This window comes from Pseudomonas sp. NPDC087336 (assembly GCF_044744285.1).
Classification (GTDB): Bacteria; Pseudomonadota; Gammaproteobacteria; order Pseudomonadales; family Pseudomonadaceae; genus Aquipseudomonas.
The window spans coordinates 1-21,354 of sequence record NZ_JBIUYA010000007.1 but is presented as its reverse complement, the minus strand read 5'-3'; the positions used below and the strand labels follow the sequence as shown (position 1 = coordinate 21,354).

19 protein-coding genes and 1 pseudogene are annotated in these 21,354 nt (G+C 63.2%); 5 read left to right on the top strand and 15 right to left on the bottom strand.

Annotated features, from left to right (window positions below; genetic code table 11):
- Position 1: 1 nt before the first annotated feature.
- From ACIO0C_RS08730 to ACIO0C_RS08700, 7 genes and pseudogenes are all read right to left on the bottom strand, one after another.
- Positions 2-858, bottom strand: a pseudogene (locus tag ACIO0C_RS08730) (CAP domain-containing protein).
- A 373-nt stretch (positions 859-1,231) separates the two neighbouring features.
- Positions 1,232-1,603, bottom strand: coding sequence for a RidA family protein (locus tag ACIO0C_RS08725; RefSeq protein WP_401310380.1), 372 nt, complete (start codon positions 1,601-1,603; stop codon positions 1,232-1,234).
- Between the two features lie 28 nt (positions 1,604-1,631).
- A complete protein-coding gene (locus ACIO0C_RS08720; protein WP_401310377.1) occupies positions 1,632-2,345 on the bottom strand; it encodes a DUF3726 domain-containing protein in 714 nt (237 codons plus the stop codon).
- Between the two features lies 1 nt (position 2,346).
- Entirely contained in the window at positions 2,347-4,062 is a 1,716-nt protein-coding gene (locus ACIO0C_RS08715; protein ID WP_401310374.1) for a hypothetical protein, read from the bottom strand.
- A gap of 23 nt (positions 4,063-4,085) precedes the next feature.
- Complete coding sequence (locus tag ACIO0C_RS08710; protein ID WP_401310371.1) at positions 4,086-5,639, bottom strand: BCCT family transporter; 1,554 nt, start codon at positions 5,637-5,639, stop codon at positions 4,086-4,088.
- Positions 5,640-5,765: 126 nt separating this feature from the next.
- A complete protein-coding gene (locus ACIO0C_RS08705; protein ID WP_401310369.1) occupies positions 5,766-6,752 on the bottom strand; it encodes a dipeptidase in 987 nt (328 codons plus the stop codon).
- A 13-nt stretch (positions 6,753-6,765) separates the two neighbouring features.
- On the bottom strand, positions 6,766-8,208 hold the full coding sequence (locus tag ACIO0C_RS08700; protein WP_401310366.1) for an aldehyde dehydrogenase family protein: 1,443 nt from the start codon (positions 8,206-8,208) through the stop codon (positions 6,766-6,768).
- A 91-nt stretch (positions 8,209-8,299) separates the two neighbouring features.
- Between ACIO0C_RS08700 and ACIO0C_RS08695 the strand changes: the two genes are divergently transcribed.
- Entirely contained in the window at positions 8,300-9,214 is a 915-nt protein-coding gene (locus ACIO0C_RS08695) for a LysR family transcriptional regulator (protein ID WP_401310363.1), read from the top strand.
- 56 nt (positions 9,215-9,270) lie between these two features.
- On the opposite strand, the gene ACIO0C_RS08690 is transcribed toward ACIO0C_RS08695, so the two are convergent.
- Positions 9,271-10,062 carry an alpha/beta hydrolase gene (locus tag ACIO0C_RS08690; protein ID WP_401310360.1) on the bottom strand — a complete coding sequence of 264 codons (792 nt, stop codon included), beginning with the start codon at positions 10,060-10,062 and terminating at the stop codon, positions 9,271-9,273.
- A gap of 52 nt (positions 10,063-10,114) precedes the next feature.
- On the opposite strand from ACIO0C_RS08690, the gene ACIO0C_RS08685 reads away from it, so the two are divergent.
- From ACIO0C_RS08685 to ACIO0C_RS08675, 3 genes are all read left to right on the top strand, one after another.
- The gene (locus ACIO0C_RS08685) at positions 10,115-11,392 is read left to right on the top strand and encodes an NTP/NDP exchange transporter (RefSeq protein WP_401310357.1); all 1,278 of its coding nucleotides are present in this window, start codon (positions 10,115-10,117) and stop codon (positions 11,390-11,392) included.
- 10 nt (positions 11,393-11,402) lie between these two features.
- Complete coding sequence (locus tag ACIO0C_RS08680; RefSeq protein ID WP_401310355.1) at positions 11,403-12,347, top strand: aldo/keto reductase; 945 nt, start codon at positions 11,403-11,405, stop codon at positions 12,345-12,347.
- Positions 12,348-12,452: 105 nt separating this feature from the next.
- Complete coding sequence (locus tag ACIO0C_RS08675) at positions 12,453-13,106, top strand: peroxiredoxin (RefSeq protein WP_020796455.1); 654 nt, start codon at positions 12,453-12,455, stop codon at positions 13,104-13,106.
- Between the two features lie 353 nt (positions 13,107-13,459).
- On the opposite strand, the gene yghX is transcribed toward ACIO0C_RS08675, so the two are convergent.
- Genes yghX through ACIO0C_RS08645 form a run of 6 tightly spaced genes read right to left on the bottom strand, consistent with a single transcriptional unit; the run spans position 13,460 to position 20,380 of the window.
- Positions 13,460-14,347, bottom strand: a complete 888-nt coding sequence (yghX, locus tag ACIO0C_RS08670; protein WP_008065924.1) for a YghX family hydrolase — start codon at positions 14,345-14,347, stop codon at positions 13,460-13,462.
- A 25-nt stretch (positions 14,348-14,372) separates the two neighbouring features.
- Positions 14,373-14,771 (bottom strand): heme-binding protein, encoded by a 399-nt coding sequence (locus ACIO0C_RS08665; protein WP_401310350.1) that lies wholly within the window; start codon positions 14,769-14,771, stop codon positions 14,373-14,375.
- Positions 14,772-14,789: 18 nt separating this feature from the next.
- Positions 14,790-16,010, bottom strand: a complete 1,221-nt coding sequence (glcF, locus tag ACIO0C_RS08660) for a glycolate oxidase subunit GlcF (protein WP_401310347.1) — start codon at positions 16,008-16,010, stop codon at positions 14,790-14,792.
- 3 nt (positions 16,011-16,013) lie between these two features.
- On the bottom strand, positions 16,014-17,078 hold the full coding sequence (gene glcE / locus ACIO0C_RS08655) for a glycolate oxidase subunit GlcE (protein ID WP_401310344.1): 1,065 nt from the start codon (positions 17,076-17,078) through the stop codon (positions 16,014-16,016).
- Positions 17,078-18,577, bottom strand: a complete 1,500-nt coding sequence (gene glcD / locus ACIO0C_RS08650; protein WP_401310341.1) for a glycolate oxidase subunit GlcD — start codon at positions 18,575-18,577, stop codon at positions 17,078-17,080. Before glcD ends, glcE begins: the two co-directional genes overlap by 1 nt.
- A 39-nt stretch (positions 18,578-18,616) precedes the next feature.
- Positions 18,617-20,380, bottom strand: a complete 1,764-nt coding sequence (locus ACIO0C_RS08645) for an L-lactate permease (protein WP_401310339.1) — start codon at positions 20,378-20,380, stop codon at positions 18,617-18,619.
- 177 nt (positions 20,381-20,557) lie between these two features.
- Here ACIO0C_RS08645 and ACIO0C_RS08640 point away from each other — a divergent pair, with 177 nt between their 5' ends.
- Positions 20,558-20,794: a hypothetical protein gene (locus ACIO0C_RS08640; RefSeq protein ID WP_401310336.1), complete on the top strand. Its 237-nt coding sequence runs from the start codon at positions 20,558-20,560 to the stop codon at positions 20,792-20,794.
- A gap of 65 nt (positions 20,795-20,859) precedes the next feature.
- Here ACIO0C_RS08640 and ACIO0C_RS08635 read toward each other — a convergent pair.
- Positions 20,860-21,354: aldehyde dehydrogenase family protein (locus tag ACIO0C_RS08635; protein ID WP_401310333.1), on the bottom strand; the 495-nt coding region annotated here is incomplete at its 5' end.

Below are 21,354 nucleotides of genomic sequence, written 5' to 3'. Positions count from 1 at the left end.
GTCATTGCGCGCCGAACACCATCGTCCAGTAGACCCCTTGATCACTGCGTGCGTCCGTCGCATAGGCCGCACCCACCTGGGTGAACATCGGGTTCATCAGGTTGGCGCAATGCCCGGGGCTGGCCAGCCAGCCGGCCATGGCCTTGTTCGGTGAGCCTTGGCCGGCGGCGATGTTTTCGCCGATCTGCCGGCCACGGAAACCCGCGGCGCGCGCGCGGTCGGCGGGCATGTCGCCATCGGGGTCGCGGTGGGCGAAGTAATTGCCATAGGCCATGGCTTTGCTGTGCCCTTGCGCCGCAGCGCCGAGGCTGGCGTTCCAGGCCAGGGGCCGCGCGGCGGCGAAGCGTTGGCGACCGCACAGGCGCGGTTTGGCCCGGGCGGCGTTGATCTGGGCGAGCAAGGTTTTGCCGACACTGCGCGGATCGCTTACCTGATTGTCCAGCACGGGTCGCGCCAGCACCACTTGCCATTCCCCGCGACTGCGACTGACGCCGCGGCGTACTGGTTGTCCAGCAAGGCGGCGCAATGGTCACTCTGCAGCATCTCGAACGCCTCTTCGGCATCTCGCGCACCCACCACGCGGATGGAACGCACCGCCACGGCCTGGTACCCGGACGCTTTCAAGCGGTCGCGCAAGCCGCCACCGTAGCCGATCGGCAAAGCCAGGCTCGACTTCAGGGCCAGCGGCGACAAGCGTTGGGCGGGACGCCGTGCGCAGTCTTGCGGGTGGGCTCGGTAATCGTTGATGGCGTCCACCAATTGTCGCTCCGCGCCAGCATGGGCGGGGGTGGGAATCAGGGGCAGCGAGGTCAACAGGCACAGCGAAGTGAAGCGCAAGGCGAGGGCGGTAGGGCGCATGGTGCAGACAGCTCTGATGAGATGACAACGATTGGGAGGAGGAAAAATGCCCGTCTAAGACTGGCGTCTTGAGACAAGGTTCAAGGCGGCGCAGAGGCGTTTTGCTTGCCGGATCGTGCGTCCGACGAAGGGTATGGGGGCGGGCCGTGAGCGACCCTGGACGGCGAAGGCGTCATCGAGTATTGCGTTGATCTTTCGGGCGCCATCGCTGGCAGGCCAGCTCCCACAGTTGATCGGGTACAGCCACGAGAGATGGGTCGGCTGTCCGACCGCCTTCGCTGGCAAGCCAGCTCCTACAGTTTGGATTGGGTACATCTGCAGGGGCCTGGTCGGCGGTCAGGCCGTCATCGCTGGTAAGCCGGTCTCCTACAGGTCAGAGGCAGGCGTACACCACCAGCTCCACCAACATCTCCTCCCGAGCCAACCCCGCCACGACGATGGCCGCGCGGTTGGGGTAGGGCGCCTGGAAATACTCGCCATAGACCGCGTTCACCGTCGCCAGGTAGCTGCGGTCGGTGACATAGATCAGCACCTGGGTGACCGCGTCCAGGGTGCTGCCGGCGGCTTGCAGGGTATGACGCAGATTGTCCAGGGTCTGCCGGGTTTGCGCCTCGATACCCCCACTGACGACCTGGCCTTCGCGGTCGATGGGGATCTGCGCGGTGTACAGTGTGCCGTTGCCGACCACCGCCCATTCCAGCGGCGCGCGCGAGGCGAAAAGGTCAGTTTTGATCGCGTGTTTCATTCATTTATTCCTGATGCATTGCAAGGTTCTATTGGGCATCGCTGCTTTCGCCGGCACCGCGCCGACGCGACTCCTCGGTGCTTTCCACCAGCACCCGCTCGCCCAGTTTTTTCAAGCGGGCCCAGACCTCGTCGTCGACGACCAGCCCCTCAGCGGGCTGCGGGTGGGTGGCAGGTTCGGCATCCTCGGCACTGAGTCGCGGCAGCAGCGTGAAGTGCCGGGAGATCAGCACATTGATGCTTTGTTCATCGCTCTGCGCCGGTTGCGGCAGGTCATACACCCGCAGGGTCGGGCAGGTTTGCCCAGCACTGAACGTGGCAACCGTTTCCTGGCGCGCATCGCGCCAGTAGACACAAAAATTCAGTGCCTGCGGGGCACAGCGTGCCAAGTACCCGAGCAGCAAAATGCGGTTGTGACAATGACGAATGCGGATCAACGCGCTGCCGCCACGCAAGGCCTTGCCCACACCCAGCTCGACCGCCTGGGCGGCGCAGCGCAAGACACTTTGGCCGTGGGCATCGAGGGTCAACTGCGCGGCGTCTTCGTAGCAGGTTTCGATCGGGCGATCGACTTCGTCGTGGAGGAAGGCCAAGGCCTTTTTCAACGCGCCGATGCCATCGAGGCCTTGCAATTGCAGGCGCGCGATCATCTCGGCGGCGTCGTCGCAGTCACCGGGGGCGAAGCCGATGCCCTCGAAGGCCTTGCGGCAGATCACCTGGATTTCATTGAGCGAGACGCGCATATCAGTGTTCTCCGGCAGCGGTGGGCAGTGTCGGCATCACGGCGAAATTCCAGTCATCGGCGAAAGGCTGGCCAATCTCACTGACCAGCGGAGCCCCCTGGAACAGGGTGATGCGCACCCAACGACTGGACTTGGGGTCGAACTTGCCGGCGCCGAAGAACGCCAGTTTGCAGCGCAGCAGGTGGATCGGCAGCATGTTGCGGTCCATCAGGTTGGCGCGAATTTCCCCGAAGGCGCAACGGGCCATGCCCTGCAACCGGCACACGGTGCCTTTGAACGACGGCTGGGCGAGCAGGAAATGCGCGGTCAATTGCTGTGGATGTCGTTCGCGGTAGGCCAGCAAGGCGCGGTGGCAACGCTGGAGGTTGTGGGCGATGCCCAGCTGCATTTCCTTTTCCGCGCCAGGTTCCATGGCGCGTTCCCCCAGGCGCGGTTCTTCCTTTTCCGCCGAGCGATACCAGAAGAAGTGATTGGCCCCGGCATCGCCAAGGTCGTAGTCGAGCGCCCAGCGGTAGCGGGTCTCGATCAGGTTGCACAGCGCGTCCAGCGGCATCTCGGCGTTCAGGCGAAAGCCCTCGTTGACCGACATCTGCTCGGCCAGCGGATCGACCTGTTCGGGGTACAGCTCCAGCAGCAGGCTGACCAGCAGTTCCTGGCAGCCGAAGCCGGCGTTCAGTTCGGCCCAACCCTGCAGCCGTGACCACAGATCGGCGCTGACGGGTTGGCAGGCGAACCACTGGCTTAGTTGATCCAGATCGGCCAGGGTCTGTTGGTCGATTGCACTTTGCCGTTGGTCCTCGGTGCTGGTTTGTTGCAGGTGCTGCCGAGCCCGCTGCAACAGTGCCTGGAAACGCTGCGCGCGGGGCACGTCAGCCGGTTGATCCACCACCTTCGCCAGTGCGGTTTCACGGGCAAACACCCACTGGTCCACCAGTTGCGGGTGATTGACCAGGAACGGCGCCATGCCCAGCCCCGTGGAGTTGCCGACCCCCAGGTAGCGTTGCAGCTCGATGTCCAGCCCGACCGCCCGTTGCGGATTGCGCGCCCGGGCCATGTGCTCGATCTGCTCGATGCTGAAATGTCGCAGCAGGTACACGGTGAACATCTGTGCGCTGAACGGTTGGGTGAAGTCGGCATTGCCTTGCAGGCAACTGAAGTCGGCGATGCCGAACTTGCCGTTGCCGTACACGGCGGTGGTGCGATACAGGTAGCCGACCTCGGCCAATTGCCGTGGGTCTGGCTGGCAACCTTCCGCCAGCGCCCCGAGGAAGCGCTCGAAGTTGCGCAGGCTGCGGTTGGCCCGTGACAGCACCAGCACCCGCGCATCGAAACGTCCGGCTTCCTGCAACGGCACGTTGCGCCGCAAGTCGGCCAGTTGCGGCTCGTCGACATCGCCGGCCAGCAGCACGAAGCTGACGTCCCACTGATCGGCGATGACCCGGTCACTGCGTTTTTCCGGCGGCAGGTACATCGAGAAAATCACGCAGTGATAGTGGGCACTGGCGGTGTCGATCCGATAGATCGCCGTGCCGAAGCCCTCGGCGTCGAGATCGAAGCGAGTGCGCTCGATACGCCATTGCTCGTTCATCATCTTGCGCATGCTGCTGCGCACGAAACTCAGGCGGCTCTGGAAGTGACTGCCCAGCCGTTCCAGGTCCATGACCCGGGCGGCGGGGCGCAAGGCCGAAGAGGTGTCTGTGTCGGTGTGCGACATCATTGCGATTCCTGGACTGTTCATTATCAGACTGCCTGTTCCCGAGCCATCTGCCGGGCGATGCGCAATGCATCCCAGAGCGACGGCAGGATCAGCAGCGAAACCGGTACGGCAGTGATGACGATAAAGGATTGCAGCGCCGTGACCCCACCCGAGCCGATGGTGATCAGCACCACGGCGGCCAGGCCCATGCCGATCGCCCAGAAGGCGCGCAGCCATGCCTTGGGCTTGTCATTCGCGGACATCGCCATCGCCACGGTGAAGGCCATGGCATCGCCATTGGTGGCTACCGAAATGAAGCTCAGGAACAGGAACAGCGCCGAGATCAATCCACCCAAGGGCAGGTTCTGGGTCACGCCCAGCAGCAGGTCTTCCGGTTGCGCGCCGTGGGCGGTGACGATGCCCGGGGTTTGCAATTCCATGCCGATGCCGGCGCCACCGACAATGGTGAACCAGAACATGGTCACCAACGGGGCGATGATCGACAGGGTCATGATCACTTCACGGATGGTCCGGCCCCGGGAAATCTTCGCCACGTACAGCGCCACCATCGGCGCGTAGCCAATGAACCAGCCCCAGTAGAACACCGTCCACCAGTCCAGCCATTTCGGGTCGGCACGGAACAGGGTCATCGGGATGAACTGTTCAATGTGCAAGGCAAACGCCGTGGGGAAACCGCCGAGGATGAACGCGGTGGGCCCCAGCAGTACCATGAACACCGCCAGGCCAATCATCAGCCAGACGTTGATCCCGCTGACGAAGCGGATGCCCTCGAGCCCGACCAGGCAGGAGATGGTGTACATCACCGTGACCAGCACGATGGTGATGGACTGCACCATCAGGTCGTTGGGAATGCCCCACACCGAATGCAACGCGCTGCTGATCTGCAGGCCGAGGAAACCGATCGGGCCGATGGTGCCGGCGACCACGGCAATAATCGACGTGGCGTCGGCCAGGGTACCAATCGGCCCCTTGAGTGCACGTTCACCGAACAGTGGATAGAGCAAGGTACGCGGTGCCAGTGGCAAGCCTTTGTCGTAGTGCAAGTGCATCAGCACAATGGCCAGCAAGCTGCCCAATACCGCCCAGGCGAGGAAGCCCCAGTGCACGAACGATTGCGCGAGCGCGGCGTGGCCTGCCGCTTCGGTATGCGGTTGCATGCCGGCGAACAGCGGTGGCGGGCTGGCAAAGTGCATCATCGGTTCCGCCGCCGCCCAGAAGGCACCCCCACCGGCGAGCAGGGCGCACATGATCACCGCGATCCAGTTGAAGGTGCTGGTATCGGGACGTCGGTCGACGCCGCCGAGCCTGACGCGACCGCACTTGCTGAAGCAGATGAACAGGCTCATGGCGAAGGTCGCGAGCATCAGGATCTGCCAGTACAAGCCAAAGAACTTCGTCGACCAGGCGAACAGCGTGTTCACCAGTAGCGACACACCGTCGATGTTGACCAGGGCTGCGATCAGGAAGGCGCCGAGGAAGCCGCCACTGATCAGGAACAGTGGCCAGTCGATGTTTGTTTTCGGCGGCGCAAGGTCCAGTGGCTGGACGTCGCCCTGCAGGGTGTCGGATGTTTTCATGATGCCTCCAAAATACGCGCCTGGGGCTGTGCATCGCCGGTTTGGGGGATGAACGGGAGGCTATTGTTGTTATTTTTCATGCTGTGCTGTCCTCACGGTGTGAAACCAGGGTCAGTAGGTCAAGGGTCAGTTGTGCGCGGTGGTCGCGCTTTCCAGCAGGCGCAACCAGTTGAGTCCCATGATGTTGCGTACCTCGTCCTCGGCGAAGCCTCGGTCGCGCAGGCCCTGGGCGATGATCGGGAAATCGCGGCTGTCGCGGAACCATTGCAGCGGTGATGGCCAGTGGGCGTTGTCCTTTGAGCCTTCGCCATAGTCCTTGTCTTTGCTCCAGCGCCCGTTGCGCATCCATTCGAGCACTTGCAGGGGTTGCTGCTGGCACAGGTCGGTGCCGATGCCGATATGCTCCACGCCCATCAGTTCGGCCGTGCTGGCGACCATGTCGCAGAACGATTCCAGGCTGCAGCCCGACGCACCCTTGAGGTGGAACGGGTAGGTGCTGAAACCGAGCAGGCCGCCGGACTCGGCAATCGCGCGCAGCACGGCATCGGACTTGTTGCGTTTGGCGGCGTGGAAACTCGACGGGTTGGCGTGGGAGATGATCACCGGCCGGCTCGACAGCTCAATGGCTTCAAGGGTGCTGCGCTCGGCGCTGTGGGACATGTCGATGAGCATGCCGACGCGGTTCATCTCGGCGATGACCTGGCGGCCGAAGCGGCTGATGCCGTTGTCTTCGTTCTCGTAACAGCCGCTGGCCAGCAGGCTCTGGTTGTTATAGGTCAGTTGCATGATCAATACGCCGAGCTGGCGGAAGACCTCGACCAGGCTGATGTCGTCTTCGATGGGCGAGCAGTTCTGGAAGCCGAAGAAAATCCCGACGCGGCCCTCCTGATGCGCCAGGCGAATGTCCGAGGCCTCACGAACCGGACGGATCAGTTGCGGCCAGGTTTCGAAGCGGCGGTTCCATTCGCCGATGCGCGACAGCGTTTCCCGGGCATTCTCGTGGTAGGCAATGGTGGCGTGGACCGCGCTCAGGCCGCCGGCCTGCATCTGGCGGAAGATGTCTTCGCTCCAGTTGGAATATTGCAGGCCATCGATCATCAATAAATCGTGCATGGTGATCTCCCGTTCAAGGTCGCACGTAGGTGGTCTTGACCACGGTGTAGAACTCGCGGGCGTATTGCCCTTGCTCGCGCGGACCGAAGCTGGAGGCTTTGCGGCCGCCGAACGGCACGTGGTAATCGGTGCCGGCGGTGGGCAGGTTGACCATCACGCAACCGGTGCGGGCGCGGCGTTTGAAATCGCTGGCATAACGCAGCGACTGGGTGATGATCCCGGCGGTCAGGCCGTATTCGGTGTCGTTCAATACGGCCAGGGCCTGATCGTAGTCACTCACCCGGATCACGCAGGCAATCGGTCCGAACACTTCTTCGCGGTTGATGCGCATCTGGTTGGTGGTATGGGTGAACAGCGCGGGGCGCATGTAGTGCCCGGCCGGTTCCAGGGCGAGCAGCTCGCCGCCTTCGACCAGGGTCGCGCCGTCTTCCTTGGCCAGGCGCAGGTAATCAAGGTTCTGTTGCAGTTGTCGGGCTTCGGCAACGGGGCCGATGTGCACCCCTTGTTCAAGGGCATGGCCGACCTTCAGTTGGCGCATGCGTGCGACCAATGCCTCGACAAACCGGTCATGGATACCATCGCAGACGATCAGGCGCGAAGAGGCGGTGCACTTTTGCCCGGTGCCGAAAAAGGCACCGTTCAAGGCGCATTCGACGGCGATGTCCAGGTCGGCATCATCCAGCACAACCAGGGCGTTCTTGCTGCCCATCTCCAGTTGGCAGCGCACCAGGTTGCCGGCGGTGGCCACCGCGACGCGGCGGCCGGTCTGCAGGGAGCCAGTGAATGTCAATGCATCGATATCGGCCGACTGGATCAGGCTTTCGCCCACCACACTGCCGCTGCCCATCACCAGGTTGAAGGTGCCGGCGGGCAAGGGTTGGCGGCTGATGATCTCGGTCAGGGCCCAGGCGCTGGCAGGCACCAGGTTGGCCGGCTTGAACACCACGGCGTTACCGAAGGCCAGGGCCGGGGCGATCTTCCACGCGGCGGTGGCCATCGGGAAGTTCCACGGGGTGATGATGCCGACCACGCCCACCGGTTCGCGCTGGACTTCGATCTCGATCCCGGGGCGTACCGAGGCGGCCGTCTCGCCCATCTGGCGCAACACTTCGGCGGCGTAGTAGTGGAAGAATTGCGCGCTGCGATGGACTTCACCGATGCCCTCGGCCAGCGGCTTGCCCTCTTCGCGCGAGAGCAGTTCGCCGAGCTCCTGCTTGCGCGTCATCAGCTCGTCGCCGATGGCCATCAGGATCTGCTGGCGTTGTTCAAGGCCGCTGGCCGCCCATTGTGGCTGGGCATCACGGGCGGCGGCGATGGCATCCAGGGTCTGTTCGGCGCTGGCCTGGTGGTAGTGACCGATCAGGTCCTCGACATCCGAAGGACTGTGGTTGGCGATAAAACCCTGGCCTTCGCACCAGTTGCCGCCAATGAAATTTTTGTAGGGTTGCAGTGCCATGGGAACCTCCGATTGCGTTGGTCCCATCTTGAGAGTATTACTCTGCAAATTAAAATTAATAATAAATATGAAATGATAAGGAAAACTAACCGTGCTGCCCGAGCTGAAAATCACTCAACTGCGTTATTTCGTGCTCGTCGCGCAGCTCAAAAGCTTCCACGGCGCGGCCAGGCAGGCGTATCGCACGCAACCGGCGTTGTCGTTGGCGGTGCGCGAACTGGAACAGAAGCTCGGCCAGCCACTGTTCGAGAAGGGCGGTAAAACCGAGCTGACGCCGTTTGGCGCGCACTGCCTGCCGCTGTTCCAGGATTTGCTCACCCATCACGATCGCATCGCCCGGGAAGTGAGCCTGCTGGCGCGGCACGAAATCGGCCAGGTGAGCATTGCCACGGTGCCGTCGGTGGCCAGCCGCTTGTTGCCGAACCTGCTCGCACGGTTCGTGAGCGAGCACCCGAAAATGCAGATCAGCATCCAGGACGGCACCGCCGACAGCGTGCAGCAGCTATTGGTCCAGGGGCAGGTGGACTTTGCCATCAGCAGCGTGTGGGTGGCGGATGACAACATCGAGTTCGTGCCGATCCTGAGTGACCGGGTCGGGGTGGTCTGTCGGCATGATCATCCGCTGGTGGCCAACGGCGGGGCGCTGCATTGGTCGAGCCTGCAAGCCTACCCGCTGGTGCGCAACGGCACCTCGCGGCTGCTGGCGGGAACCGACGCGGCGGGCTTGCTCGACAGCAGCCTGCTGTTCGTCTCCAACATGATTTCGCTGATCGCGATGCTCGAAGAGGGCATCGGCATTACCACGCTGCCGTCCCTGGCTTTTCCCAAGGGCAATGAACAGCTTGTGTTCTTGCCTTTGGCCGAGCCCCGGGTGGAACGCCAGATCGGCATCTTGTGCCGCAAGGGTCATAGCCTGTCGCCGGCAGCGGCGGAGTTGATGGGGTTTCTGAAGGCGCAGATGCAGAACGGTAGGAGCGAGCTTGCTCGCGATGGAGGTCAACGATGACGCGGGAAGCCTGACGCACCGCGGCGCTCTCGGGTTTTTCGCGAGCGAGCTCGCTCCTACAACAGGCCATCCTCCAGCGCCTTGAGGTATTCGGGGCTGTTGCCGATCGAGTTGTGCCCGGTGCCCGGGATCACCTGCAGCGTCGCCACGCCCGGGGGGAAATGGCTGTAGAGCCGACGGGTGCTTGCACCTGGAATCACTTCGTCGTGCTCAGCGGCGATCAGGCGCGTCGGCACCGTGATGTGCTCGGCGTAGCGCCAGGATTCGAATTTATCCTTGAGCAGCCATCGTACCGGTAGCCAGCGGAACTGGTGCTCCGCCAGTTCCTCCAGGCTGTTGTACGGCGTGACCAGCAGCAGTCTCGTTGCCGGCCGATAACTGGCCAGGCGCACCGCAACCCCCGAGCCCAGGCTGCGCCCGACCACGGCTATTTGCGGGTGATCGGCGTAGACCTTGTCGAACAAGGTCATGGCATCGCGGGCAAGCGCTTCTTCGGAGGGGGAACCGCTGCTGCCACCGTAGCCACGGTAATGCAGCAGGTACAGGGCATGGTCGGGGAAGGCCCGGTCGAACTCCGGCAGGCTGCGCGAAACGTCCTCGGCATTGCCGCCGAAATAAATCAGCGCCTTGGGGCCGGCATGCGGGCGCACCGACACCAGCACCTGGGCTTCGTCCACGGGCAACATCAGCAAGGTCCCGGGCGCGTCGACCGCGCGGGGCTGCGGGAAGTAGATGAGCGCGCGCTGAAACACGAACAGGGCCGCGCAGAGCGCCAGGTACAGCGCAGCGGCGATGACGACGAGTAACACCAGGGTACGGGACATTCGGCTAACGTTAGTGGGCGACATTGACGGCTCCGGGGTGCCGTCAAAGTGTAGCTGGCGGCAAAGGAGGGCACCGATGCCCATCGCGCTCAAGTGGCTCAACGTGTTGCCTGAGGAAAGAGCGGCCCTGGCCCTGGGTTTTGCGTTCCATTTCTGCGTGCTGGCCAGCTATTACCTGGTACGACCGTTGCGCGATGCCCTGGGCCTTGAAGGGGGTGTCGACCAGTTGCAATGGCTGTTCACCGCCACCTTCGTGGTGATGTTGCTGATGGTGCCGGTGTTCGGCGCCCTGGCGTCGCGGCTGCCGGCCACCCGCTTCGTGCCGTTGATCTACCGAGTGATTGCCGTGTCGATGCTGGTGTTTGGCCTGTTGATCGGCAACCACGTCGCGCCGGTGACGGTCGGGCGGGTGTTTTTTGTCTGGATCAGCCTCTACAACCTGTTCATCGTCTCGATTTTCTGGAGCGTGCTGGTCGACCGCTTCTCCAGCGAGCAAGGGCGCCGGCTGTTCGGCTGCATCGCGGCTGGCGGTACCCTGGGCACCTTCATCGGGCCCTTGCTGGCGGCGACCATGGCCACTCGTCTGGGTCCGCTGGCGTTGACCGTCGGTGCGGCGCTGTTGCTGGAACTGGCCGTACGTTGCTATCGGGGGCTGCTGGCGAAGACGCAATCGCAGCAGGGAAACCGATTATTGGACGAACGGCGTCTGGGTGGCAGCATGCTCGCCGGGATCACGCTGATCCTGCACTCGCCTTATCTATTGGGGTTGGTGGCCTTCATGCTGCTGCACACCAGCGCCGCGACTTTGTTGTATTTCGAGCAGGGACGGATCGTCGCTGGCAGCTACGCTGATGTAGGCAGCAGGACGCAATTTTTCGCCATGGTCGATTTGCTGGTGTCGGCGCTGACCTTGATCTGTCAGTTGCTGCTGACGGCGCCGTTGATTCGTCTGCTGGGCATCGGCGGCGCGCTGCTGGCGTTGCCCCTGGCGACAATCGTGGCGTTTTGCGCCATGGCACTGGCGCCGGTGCCGGCCAGCGTGGCACTGGCCCAGGGGCTGCGCCGCGCAGTGGAGTTCGCCATTGTGCGGCCGGCGCGTGAGGTGCTGTGGACGGTGGTCAGCCGTGAAGAGAAGTACAAGGCCAAGAATGTGATCGAAACCCTGGTCTATCGTGGCGGTGACGCTGCCAGCGGTTGGTTGTCGGCCGGTTTGACGGCCCTGGGCGCAGGCTTCGGCCTGGTCGCGCTGGCGGTCGTGCCGGTGGCGGGAGTGTGGGGCGGGTTGTGCCTGTGGCTGGCCAGGCGCCAGGCGCGAATGGCCGAAGCTGGACCACAGGAGCCGGGCCACCGGTGAGGGAAACGTCATGAGCCATGCGCAAGGTTTGACCCGCAGGCAAATACTCACGCTGGCTGCCGCCGCTTCGGCGGTCTTCACGCTCGGCCCGAGCGGTGCGCAAACCTCGCCAGCGGCGGGAACAGGAGGCAAGACCATGATGACCCGCGTCATTCCTTCCAGCAAAGAGCCTTTGCCCGCTGTCGGCCTGGGCACCTATCGCGGCTTCGATGTGGCGCCTTCTGATCCTGCGTACCGCAGCTTGCCCGCCGTGCTTGACGCGTTGTTCGACAAGGGCGGCAAGGTCATCGACAGCTCGCCCATGTACGGCCGCGCCGAGCAGACCACCGGTGAGCTGTTGTCGATTCACGAGCCACGATCACCGGCATTCCTGGCAACCAAGGTGTGGACCCGTGGCCGCGAGGAAGGCATTGCGCAGATGGAACAATCGTTCAGTCTGCTGCAGACCGACCGCATCGACCTGATGCAGATCCACAACCTGCTGGACTGGCAAACCCACCTGCCGACCCTGCGCCAGTGGAAGGAAGAAGGGCGCATTCGCTACATCGGCATCACCCATTACACCGCGTCGGCCTATGACGAAGTGGAGGCAGTGCTCAAGGCCGAGCCACTGGACTTCCTGCAGATCAACTATGCGCTGGATGACCGCGGCGTGGAGAAACGCATCCTGCCACTGTGTCGCGACCGCGGCGTGGCGGTGATCTGCAACCGGCCGTTCGGCGGCGGTAACTTGATCGCGCGGTTGAAGGGTAAACCGTTGCCCGGCTGGGCCGCCCAAGTCGGGATCAAGAGCTGGCCGCCCCTGGCCCTCAAGTTCCTGTTGTCGCATTCGGCGGTGACCTGCGTCATCCCCGGCACCGGCAACCCGCGCTACATGACGGAAAACGCCAGCGCCGGTTTCGGCCCGATGCTCACCGATGCGCAGCGTCATCAGTTGATCGCCTTGGTGGATTGACGTTAACGCAAGTTTTGCCAGGCAGGTTCCTGACTACACTGATTGAGGTTCGAAAAAACTGAGCATGCAAGACATCCCCGACCATTACACAAAAGGAGATCGAACATGACTATCCGCATTGGCGATGAGGCACCGGATTTCACCGCCGACAGTACCGAAGGGCCGATCCACTTCCATGAATGGATCGGCGACAAATGGGCCATCCTGTTCTCGCACCCGAAAGACTTCACCCCAGTCTGCACCACCGAGCTTGGCTACATGGCCCGATTGAAGCCCGAGTTCGACAAGCGCAACACCAAGATCGTCGGCTTGAGCATCGACCCGGTCAGCGACCACCGCGCCTGGGTCGGCGACATCGAGGAAACCCAGGGCCATGCGGTCAACTATCCGATGATCGGTGACGACAACCTGGTGGTGGCCAAGCTCTACGACATGATTCACCCCAATGCCAGCGGCGGCCAGCGCACCGCCGTGGACAACGCCACGGTGCGTTCGGTGTTCATCATCGGCCCGGACAAGAAGGTCAAGGCGATGCTGATCTACCCGATGAGCGCCGGGCGTAATTTTGACGAGGTGCTGCGCCTGCTCGACTCGCTGCAACTGAACGCCAAGCACACCGTCGCCACGCCGGTGAACTGGCGTCCGGGGGAGGACGTGATCATTCCGACGTCGGTTTCCGATGAGGATGCGAGGAAGAAGTATCCGGATGGGTTCAAGACCCTGAAACCGTATCTACGGGTGGTGCCGCAGCCGAAGTAGGTCCCGGCGGCTGGGCTGTACACCGCTCCTGCGGGGACGGTGTGCAGGGGGTTGTGTTTAAAAACTTGGGGTGTACATATCCATTCCTGCGGTAACGGCCACTTATGGTTTCGCCCTTACGGCGAGTCCCTTTTTCAAACGCCAAAAAGGAACCAAAAGGCTTTGCCCCACCACTCGGAGCCTCGCTTAGGCTCGGCACCGAGCGCCAGGGGCAAGAGCCCTTGGTTACTTGGGGCTTTTCCAAGTGACTCGCTGTAAGAGCGAAACCATAGGTGGCCGTTACCGCAGCAACGGATATACACCCAATCCAAAAGCCTCCAAACCTAAAAGGAGGTGCACAGGACGGCCCTCAATCAAACCAGATATTTACGAAACCACCCCAGCGTCCTCTCCCACGCCAGCTTCGCCGCCGCCTCGTCATAACGCGGCGTGGAGTCGTTGTGAAAGCCATGGTTGGCGCCGGGATAGATATAGGCTTCATAGGTCTTGCCGCCGGCCTTCAGCGCCTGCTCATAGGCGGGCCAGCCTTCGTTGATTCGCGTATCCAGTTCACCGAAGTGCAGCATCACCGGCGCCTTGATCCGGGGCACGTCCTTGGCGTCCGGTTGCCGGCCGTAGAACGACACGGCGGCGCCCAGTTCCGGGTAAGCCACGGCTGCCGCGTTGGTGACGCCACCGCCATAACAGAAACCGGTGATGCCGACTTTTCCACTGGCGTCGGGGTGCTTCATCATCCACTCGACGGCGGCAAAGAAGTCGTTCATGAGCTTTTGCGGGTCGACCTTTTCCTGCAGCGCACGGCCCTTGTCGTCGTTGCCGGGGTAGCCGCCGACCGAGCTCAGGCCATCGGGGGCAAGGGCGATGAAACCGGCCTTGGCCAGGCGCCGCGCGACGTCTTCGATATAAGGGTTGAGTCCACGGTTTTCATGTACAACCACCACCGCCGCGACCTTGCCGGCGGCTTTTGCCGGACGCACCAGATAGGCACGCACCTGCCCGTTGCCCTTGGGTGAGGGGTAGGTGACGTACTCGGCGATGATGTCCGGGTCGGTGAATTCGACCTGTTCGGCGAGGGCGTAGTCCGGGCTCAGGGACGCCAGCAGCGCGCTGGCGGTCAAGCCACCCAGGGTGAACAGCGCGGCGCGGTCGAGAAACTCGCGTCGGTTGATCAGGCCATGGGCGTAGTAGTCATAGAGTTCCAGCAATTGTGGGGAAAAGTCTTTTGCGGTGAGGCGGGTCATAAGGCGCTTCCTCTTCCAAATATCATTACAGGCACTGCGCCCCGGCTTTCGCCACTTGTGCATCCTGTTCGGCCTTGACCCCGGACACCCCGACCGCGCCGATCACCTGGCCGTCGACCGTGATCGGCACCCCGCCTTCGAGGGAGGTCAGCAGTGGGGCCGACAGAAAGGCCGTACGCCCGCCATTGACCATCTCTTCATAGCCTTTGGATTCACGACGGCCCAAGGCCGAGGTGCGGGCTTTTTCAATGGCGATGTAGGCACTGATGGGCGACGCGCCATCGAGGCGTTCGAGGGCCAGGGGATGGCCGCCGTCATCGACTACGACAATGGTCACCGGCCATTGGTTGGCCTGGGCCTCGGTGCGCGCGGCAGCGAGTATCTGACTGACTTCAGCCTGGCTCAGGACGGCTTTATGGTTCATGGCGTTCTCCATTGGGCGCTATTGGGACAGGGCGTCTTCGACCAGTTCGATCCAGTGCCGCACGGGGGTTCTGCCCGCACCGTCGAGGTGCGACTGACAGCCGATGTTGGCGGTGACGATGACTTCAGGGTAGCCGCTTTCCAGGGCATTCATCTTGTTGTCGCGCAGTTGCCGGGCCAGTTCCGGTTGGGTCAGCGAATAGGTGCCCGCCGAACCGCAGCACAAATGGCTGTCCGGAACCGTGGTGAGATTGAATCCCAGGCGGATCAGCAGCTTTTCCACCGCGCCACCGAGTTTTTGCGCGTGCTGCAAGGTGCAGGGGCAATGGAACGCCACGCGGTGGGCGTTGTGGATGCCCAACTGTTCCAGCGGTTCGCCCTGCAACACTTCCACCAGGTCCCGGGCCAGTGAGCTGACCCTCCTGGCTTTGTCGGCATAGGCTGGGTCGCGTTCGAGCAGATGCCCGTAATCCTTGATAAAGGCACCGCAACCGCTGGCGGTTTGCACGATGGCCTCGACGCCTTGTTCAATGCCCGGCCACCAGGCGTCGATGTTGTGCCGGGCGCGATCGAGGCCGGCGGCCTGGGCGTCCAGGTGATAATCCACGGCGCCGCAACACCCGGCCTCGCGGGCCGGCATGACGCTGATGCCCAGCCGGTCCAATACCCTGGCGGCGGCCACGTTGGTATTGGGCGACAGTGCCGGTTGCACGCAACCTTCGAGCATCAGCACCTGCCGGGCATGGCGCGGTGCGGGACGCTGCTTGGGTGCCGGGAGGTTGCGCGGCAGTTTGCTTTGCAGGGTGCCGGGCAGCAGCGCGCGCAATGTCTGGCCGCTGTTGACCAGGTGCTTGAACAGGTCTGGATGCGGCACCAGCGTACGCAGCCCCTCGCGCAACAGGCGCTGGCCGATCGGACGCGGCACCGCCGCATCGACCACGGCCCGGCCGATGTCCAGCAAGTTGTGGTAATCGACCCCCGAAGGGCAGGTGGTCTCGCAGTTGCGGCACGACAGACAGCGATCCAGGTGCTGCTGGGTCTTTTCCGTGACTTCGTTGCCTTCCAGTACCTGTTTGATCAGGTAGATGCGTCCGCGCGGGCCATCGAGTTCATCGCCGAGCAATTGATAGGTCGGGCAGGTGGCGTTGCAGAAACCGCAGTGCACGCAGGTGCGCAGGATGCTGTCGGCTTCTTCGGCACGGGGCAATCGGCGGGCGCGTTCGCTCAAGGTGGTCTGCATGGTTCATAACTCCGCGTACAGGCGTCCGGGGTTGAAGATGCCCTGGGGGTCGAGTTGCTGCTTGAGGCTCTGGTGGTAGCGCAGCAGCGCGTCGGGCAGCGGCTGGAAGGGCGTATCCGTGAGCCCGTGGCTGTAGCAGGTGACGTGCCCGCCAGCCTCGGCGACGACCTGGCGAATGAACCTGGCCTGGGCATCGGACTTGAGCCAGCGCTGGGCGCCGCCCCAGTCGATCAGTTGCCGACCGGGCAGGGACAGGCGCGGTGTGTTGTGGGGCACGGACAGGCGCCACAGTGGCTGGTCTTCGTCGAAGAATGCCAGGCGCTGTTCGTTGAGATCGGCCCAATACGAAGGGTCGAGCACCTCGCCGCCCAGGCGATCATGGGCCGCCGCCACCGAACCTTCTCCGCCCTCGAGCCGCAGGTGCAGGCGCTCACCGTCATGACACGCGGCGCTGATCGGCAACGGTTGCTGGCCCCATTCCGCCAGGCGCAGCAGGGCATGTTCGGCGCTCATCTGCAGGCTAATGCTCAGGGCCCGCCGGGGCTTGGGCAGGACCTTGAGCGAAACCTCGGTGATCAGGCCCAGGGTGCCGTAACTGCCGGCCATCAGGCGCGACAGGTCGTACCCGGCGACGTTCTTCATGACCTTGCCACCGAAGCGCAAATGCTTGCCTAACCCGGTGATCACCCGCGTGCCCAACACGAAATCCCTGACCGACCCCGACCATGGCCGACGCGGCCCGGACAGCCCGCAAGCGATCATGCCGCCGACGGTGGCGTCATCGCCGAAGGCCGGGGGTTCACAGGGCAACATCTGCTGCGCGGCGTCCAGCACGTTGGCCAGTTCCGCCAGTGGCGTGCCGCAGCGCGCCGTGATTACAAGCTCTGTCGGGTCATAGCGCACGATGCCCCGGTGCGCTCGTGTATCGAGTATTTCCCCCGCCGTCACGCGGCCAAGGAACGCCTTGCTGTTGGCGCCCTGAATGCGCAGGGGCGTCGCGTTGGCCAACGCCTGGTTGACCTGCTCAAGCAGCGCAACGCTGTCATCGAGATCAGCAGGTGGGTGCATCAGAAACGCTCCAGGTCAGGGAAGGGCAATTGCCCGGCGTGCACATGCATGGCGCCAAACTCGGCGCAGCGGTGCAGGGTCGGGATGTTCTTGCCGGGATTGAGCAGGCCGCCGGGGTCGAATGCCGCCTTGACCGCATGGAACAGGGTCAGCTCATCGCTGTTGAACTGCGCACACATCTGATTGATTTTTTCCCGGCCTACACCGTGTTCACCGGTAATGCTGCCGCCGACCTTCACGCACAGCTCGAGGATCTTGCCGCCCAGGGCTTCGGCGCGGTCCAGTTCACCCGGTGTATTGGCATCGAACAGGATCAGCGGGTGCATGTTGCCGTCGCCGGCATGGAACACGTTGGCCACCCGCAGGCCGTACTCGGCCGAGAGTTCGGCGATGGCCTTGAGCACCCCCGGCAGTTCACGGCGCGGGATGGTGCCGTCCATGCAGTAGTAATCCGGTGACAGGCGGCCCACCGCCGGAAAGGCGTTCTTGCGTCCGGCCCAGAAGCGCACGCGTTCTGCTTCATCCTTGGCCTGGCGCACTTCAGTGGCGCCGGCCTGTTGCAGTACCTGGCGCACGCGGTCGCAATCGTCACGCACGTCGGCTTCGACACCGTCGAGTTCGCACAGCAGGATGGCTTCGGCCTCCACCGGGTAACCGGCGTGGATAAAGTCTTCGGCGGCGCGGATGGCCAGGTTGTCCATCATCTCCAGGCCGCCCGGGATGATGCCGGCGGCAATGATGTCGCCCACGGCGCGGCCGGCTTTTTCCACAGAGTCGAACGCCGCCAGCAGCACCTTGGCGGACTGCGGCTTGGGCAGCAACTTGACCGTGACCTCGGTAATCACGCCAAGCATGCCTTCGGAGCCGGTGAATAAGGCCAGCAGGTCAAGGCCTGGAGAGTCCAGGGCGTCGGAGCCCAGGGTCAGGTGTTCGCCGTCGACGGTGAGGATGTCGACCTTCAGCAGGTTGTGCACGGTCAGGCCGTATTTCAGGCAATGCACGCCGCCGGCGTTTTCGGCGACATTACCGCCAATCGAGCAGGCGATTTGCGATGACGGGTCTGGCGCGTAGTACAGGCCGAACGGTGCGGCGGCCTGGGAAATCGCCAGGTTGCGCACCCCCGGCTGCACCCTGGCGGTACGGGAGGCGGGGTCGATCTGCAGAATCTGGTTGAAGCGAGCCATCACCAGCAGCACGCCTTTTTCCAGGGGCAATGCGCCGCCGGACAGGCCGGTCCCGGCGCCTCGCGCGACCACCGGGACCCGGCGTTCATGGCACAGGCGCAATACGCCCTGAACCTGGGCAATCTCGCGCGGCAGCACCACCAGCATCGGCGTGGTGCGGTAGGCGCTCAGCCCGTCGCATTCGTATGGCTTGAGTTCTTCGCGCTGGTGCAAGATCTCCAGATCGGGCAGCTGTGTGCGCAAGGCCTGCAACAAGGCGGCCTTGTCGACATCTGGCAGAGCGCCATCAACGCGTTCATCGTAGAGAATATTCATAGTCGTTTTACGATACTCCGTTCATGAAAGCCCGGGAAATCAATGGCCGCCCACCACCATATGACTGAACGGCGCGACGTACGCTTGCAAGGTCACCAGGCCACCGACCAGGATCGCCAGGACGATCGAGTGGAAAAATACATAGCGCAGGATTTCCCCTTCATGGCCGTACCAGCGGGTGGCGGTGGAGGCGACTACGATCGACTGGGCGTCGACCATCTTGCCCATGACCCCGCCGGAACTGTTGGCGGCCGCCATCAACACCGGGCTGAGCCCCAGTTGCTCGGCGGTCACTTTTTGCAGGCCGCCGAACAGCACGTTGGAGGCGGTGTCCGAGCCGGTCAGGGCCACGCCGAGCCAGCCCAGCAGGGTGCCGAACATCGGATAGAAAATCCCTGTCGCGGCAAACGCCAGGCCCATGGTCGCGTCCAGCCCCGAGTAGCGGGTCAGGAAGCCCAGGGCTAGCATCGCGGTAATGGTGATCAGTGAGTAGCGCACCACCCATAGCGTGCGCAGGTACTGGTGAACCAGCTGCGGGATGGAGTAGCCCATCAACAGCCCACCGAGGATCGCCGACAGCAGGATGCCGGTGCCGGTGCTGGTGAACCAGGTGAACTTGTAGATCGCTTCTTCGGTTTTGGGCGCGGGCACCACGGGCGGAACCTTTTCGATCTGCTGGTGAATCGTGGTGAAAGTCAGGATCGGGGCGAAAATCGGGTTCGCTTCGCGCAGCGGTTTACCCTGGGGGTCGAGTTTGGCCGTGCTGGTGGCCGGATCGATCGCGGGGCGGGTATCGAACATGTTCTTGAAGCCTTGGGTGCCCCAGGCGAAAACGAAGACGGTGAGGATGATCCACGGCATCCAGGCGCGCATCACCGCTGGCTTGGCGTCGCTGGCAAAGGTGGCGCTGGCGACTGGTTTTTCGTCGTGCTCTTCGGCGATGGCCGAGTTGTCGACGCGCCCGGACAAGGCGGCGGAGGTATGCACGCTGGCCGGTTTCCACACCTTCAGGAAGCCCGTCAGGCAGGCCATGGAGATGAGGGCGGCGATCACGTCCACCAGCATCGGTCCGTGATAGTTGGACACGATGAACTGCGGAACGGCAAAGCTGATGCCGGTCACCAGGATCGCCGGCCAGATTTCCAGCATCTTGCGCCAGCCGGCGAAGGCCCAGATCAACCAGAAGGGCACGATCACCGAGAAGAACGGCAGTTGCCGACCGACCATCATCGACAGCTCCATTTCATCGAGCCCGGTGACTTTGGCCAGGGTGATGATCGGCGTACCCAGGGCCCCGAAAGCCACGGGTGCGGTGTTGGCGATCAGCGCCAGGCCCGAAGCGGCCAGTGGTGAAAAGCCCAGGCCGATGAGGATCGCCCCGGTCACCGCCACCGGCGTACCGAACCCCGCGGCGCCCTCGAAAAAGGCGCCGAAGCAAAAGGCGATCAGCAGCAGCTGCAGGCGGCGATCGTCGGTGATCCGCGCCAGAGAGTCCTGCAGCACTTTGAAAGAGCCGTTCTCGGTCGTCAGCCGGTGCAGGAAAATGATGTTCAACACAATCCAGCCGATGGGTAGCAAACCGTTGGCGGCGCCGTACAACGCGGCCGACCCGGCCATGCCGGCGGGCATGCCGAAGGCGAAAATCGCGATCACCAGGGCCGAGGCCAGGGCAAGCAGTGCCGCCAGATGTGCCTTGACATGGAAGAACGCGAGGGCTGCCAGCATCACCACCACCGGCACGGCGGCCATGAGGGTCGAAAGCACCGGGTTGTTGAACGGATCGTAGATTTGCTGCCAGACCATGTTCCACCTCTGCTTTTTTGTTGTTGGGAGTGCAGCCCCTTGGGGGGAGGTGGCCTCTAGTATAGGTGGCATTGCGCCGCTGTCAGGGCGCGGTCGCCGTCGCCTCGAACAGCGCTTGGGAGGCGGCTGAGCTAGCATTGCCGATAGGTCGAAACCAGCCGCGGGAGGAGAACAGCAATGACTGAGCGCCATATCGAGCACAAGGAGACGCTTTCGAACGGATGCAAAATCAAGGTCACGGCCGAGATCCTGAAGGACGGCTCGTTGGGCATGTTCATCGGTGTCTACCGACCGGATGGCTCGGTCATTGACGAAAACCACGATCCAAAACCGCATATGCTGGACATGGAAGCGGCGATGGACTGGGGAATTGACATTGCCAAGGGCATCGGCAACAGCCAGAGAACCTTGTAACGCACGGGGATTGGGTGTGCCGCTATCGTTTGCAGGAGCGAGCATGCTCGCTCCTGCAAGGGGGGTTAATGCTTGAACATCACATGCCGAACAACGGTGTAATCCTCCAGCCCATACATCGACATGTCCTTGCCATACCCCGACAGCTTCTGCCCGCCATGGGGCATTTCGCTGACCAGCATGAAGTGCGTGTTGACCCAGGTGCAGCCGTACTGCAAGCGCGCCGACAGGCGATGGGCGCGGCCGACGTCGGCGGTCCATACCGATGACGCCAGGCCGTAGTCCGAATCGTTGGCCCAGCCCAGTACCTGCGCTTCATCGCTGAATCGGGTCACCGACACCACCGGCCCGAACACTTCGCGACGCACGATCTCGTCGTCCTGCTGGGCGTCGGCCAACACGGTGGGTTCGAAGAAGTAGCCGTTGCCCTCCACGGCCTTGCCGCCCGTGATCAGACGAATGTGTGGCTGCGCCACGGCGCGTTCGACGAAACCGGCGACGCGGTCGCGGTGTTGCGCGGTGATCAATGGGCCGAGTTCGGTCGATGGATCGTCCTGCAA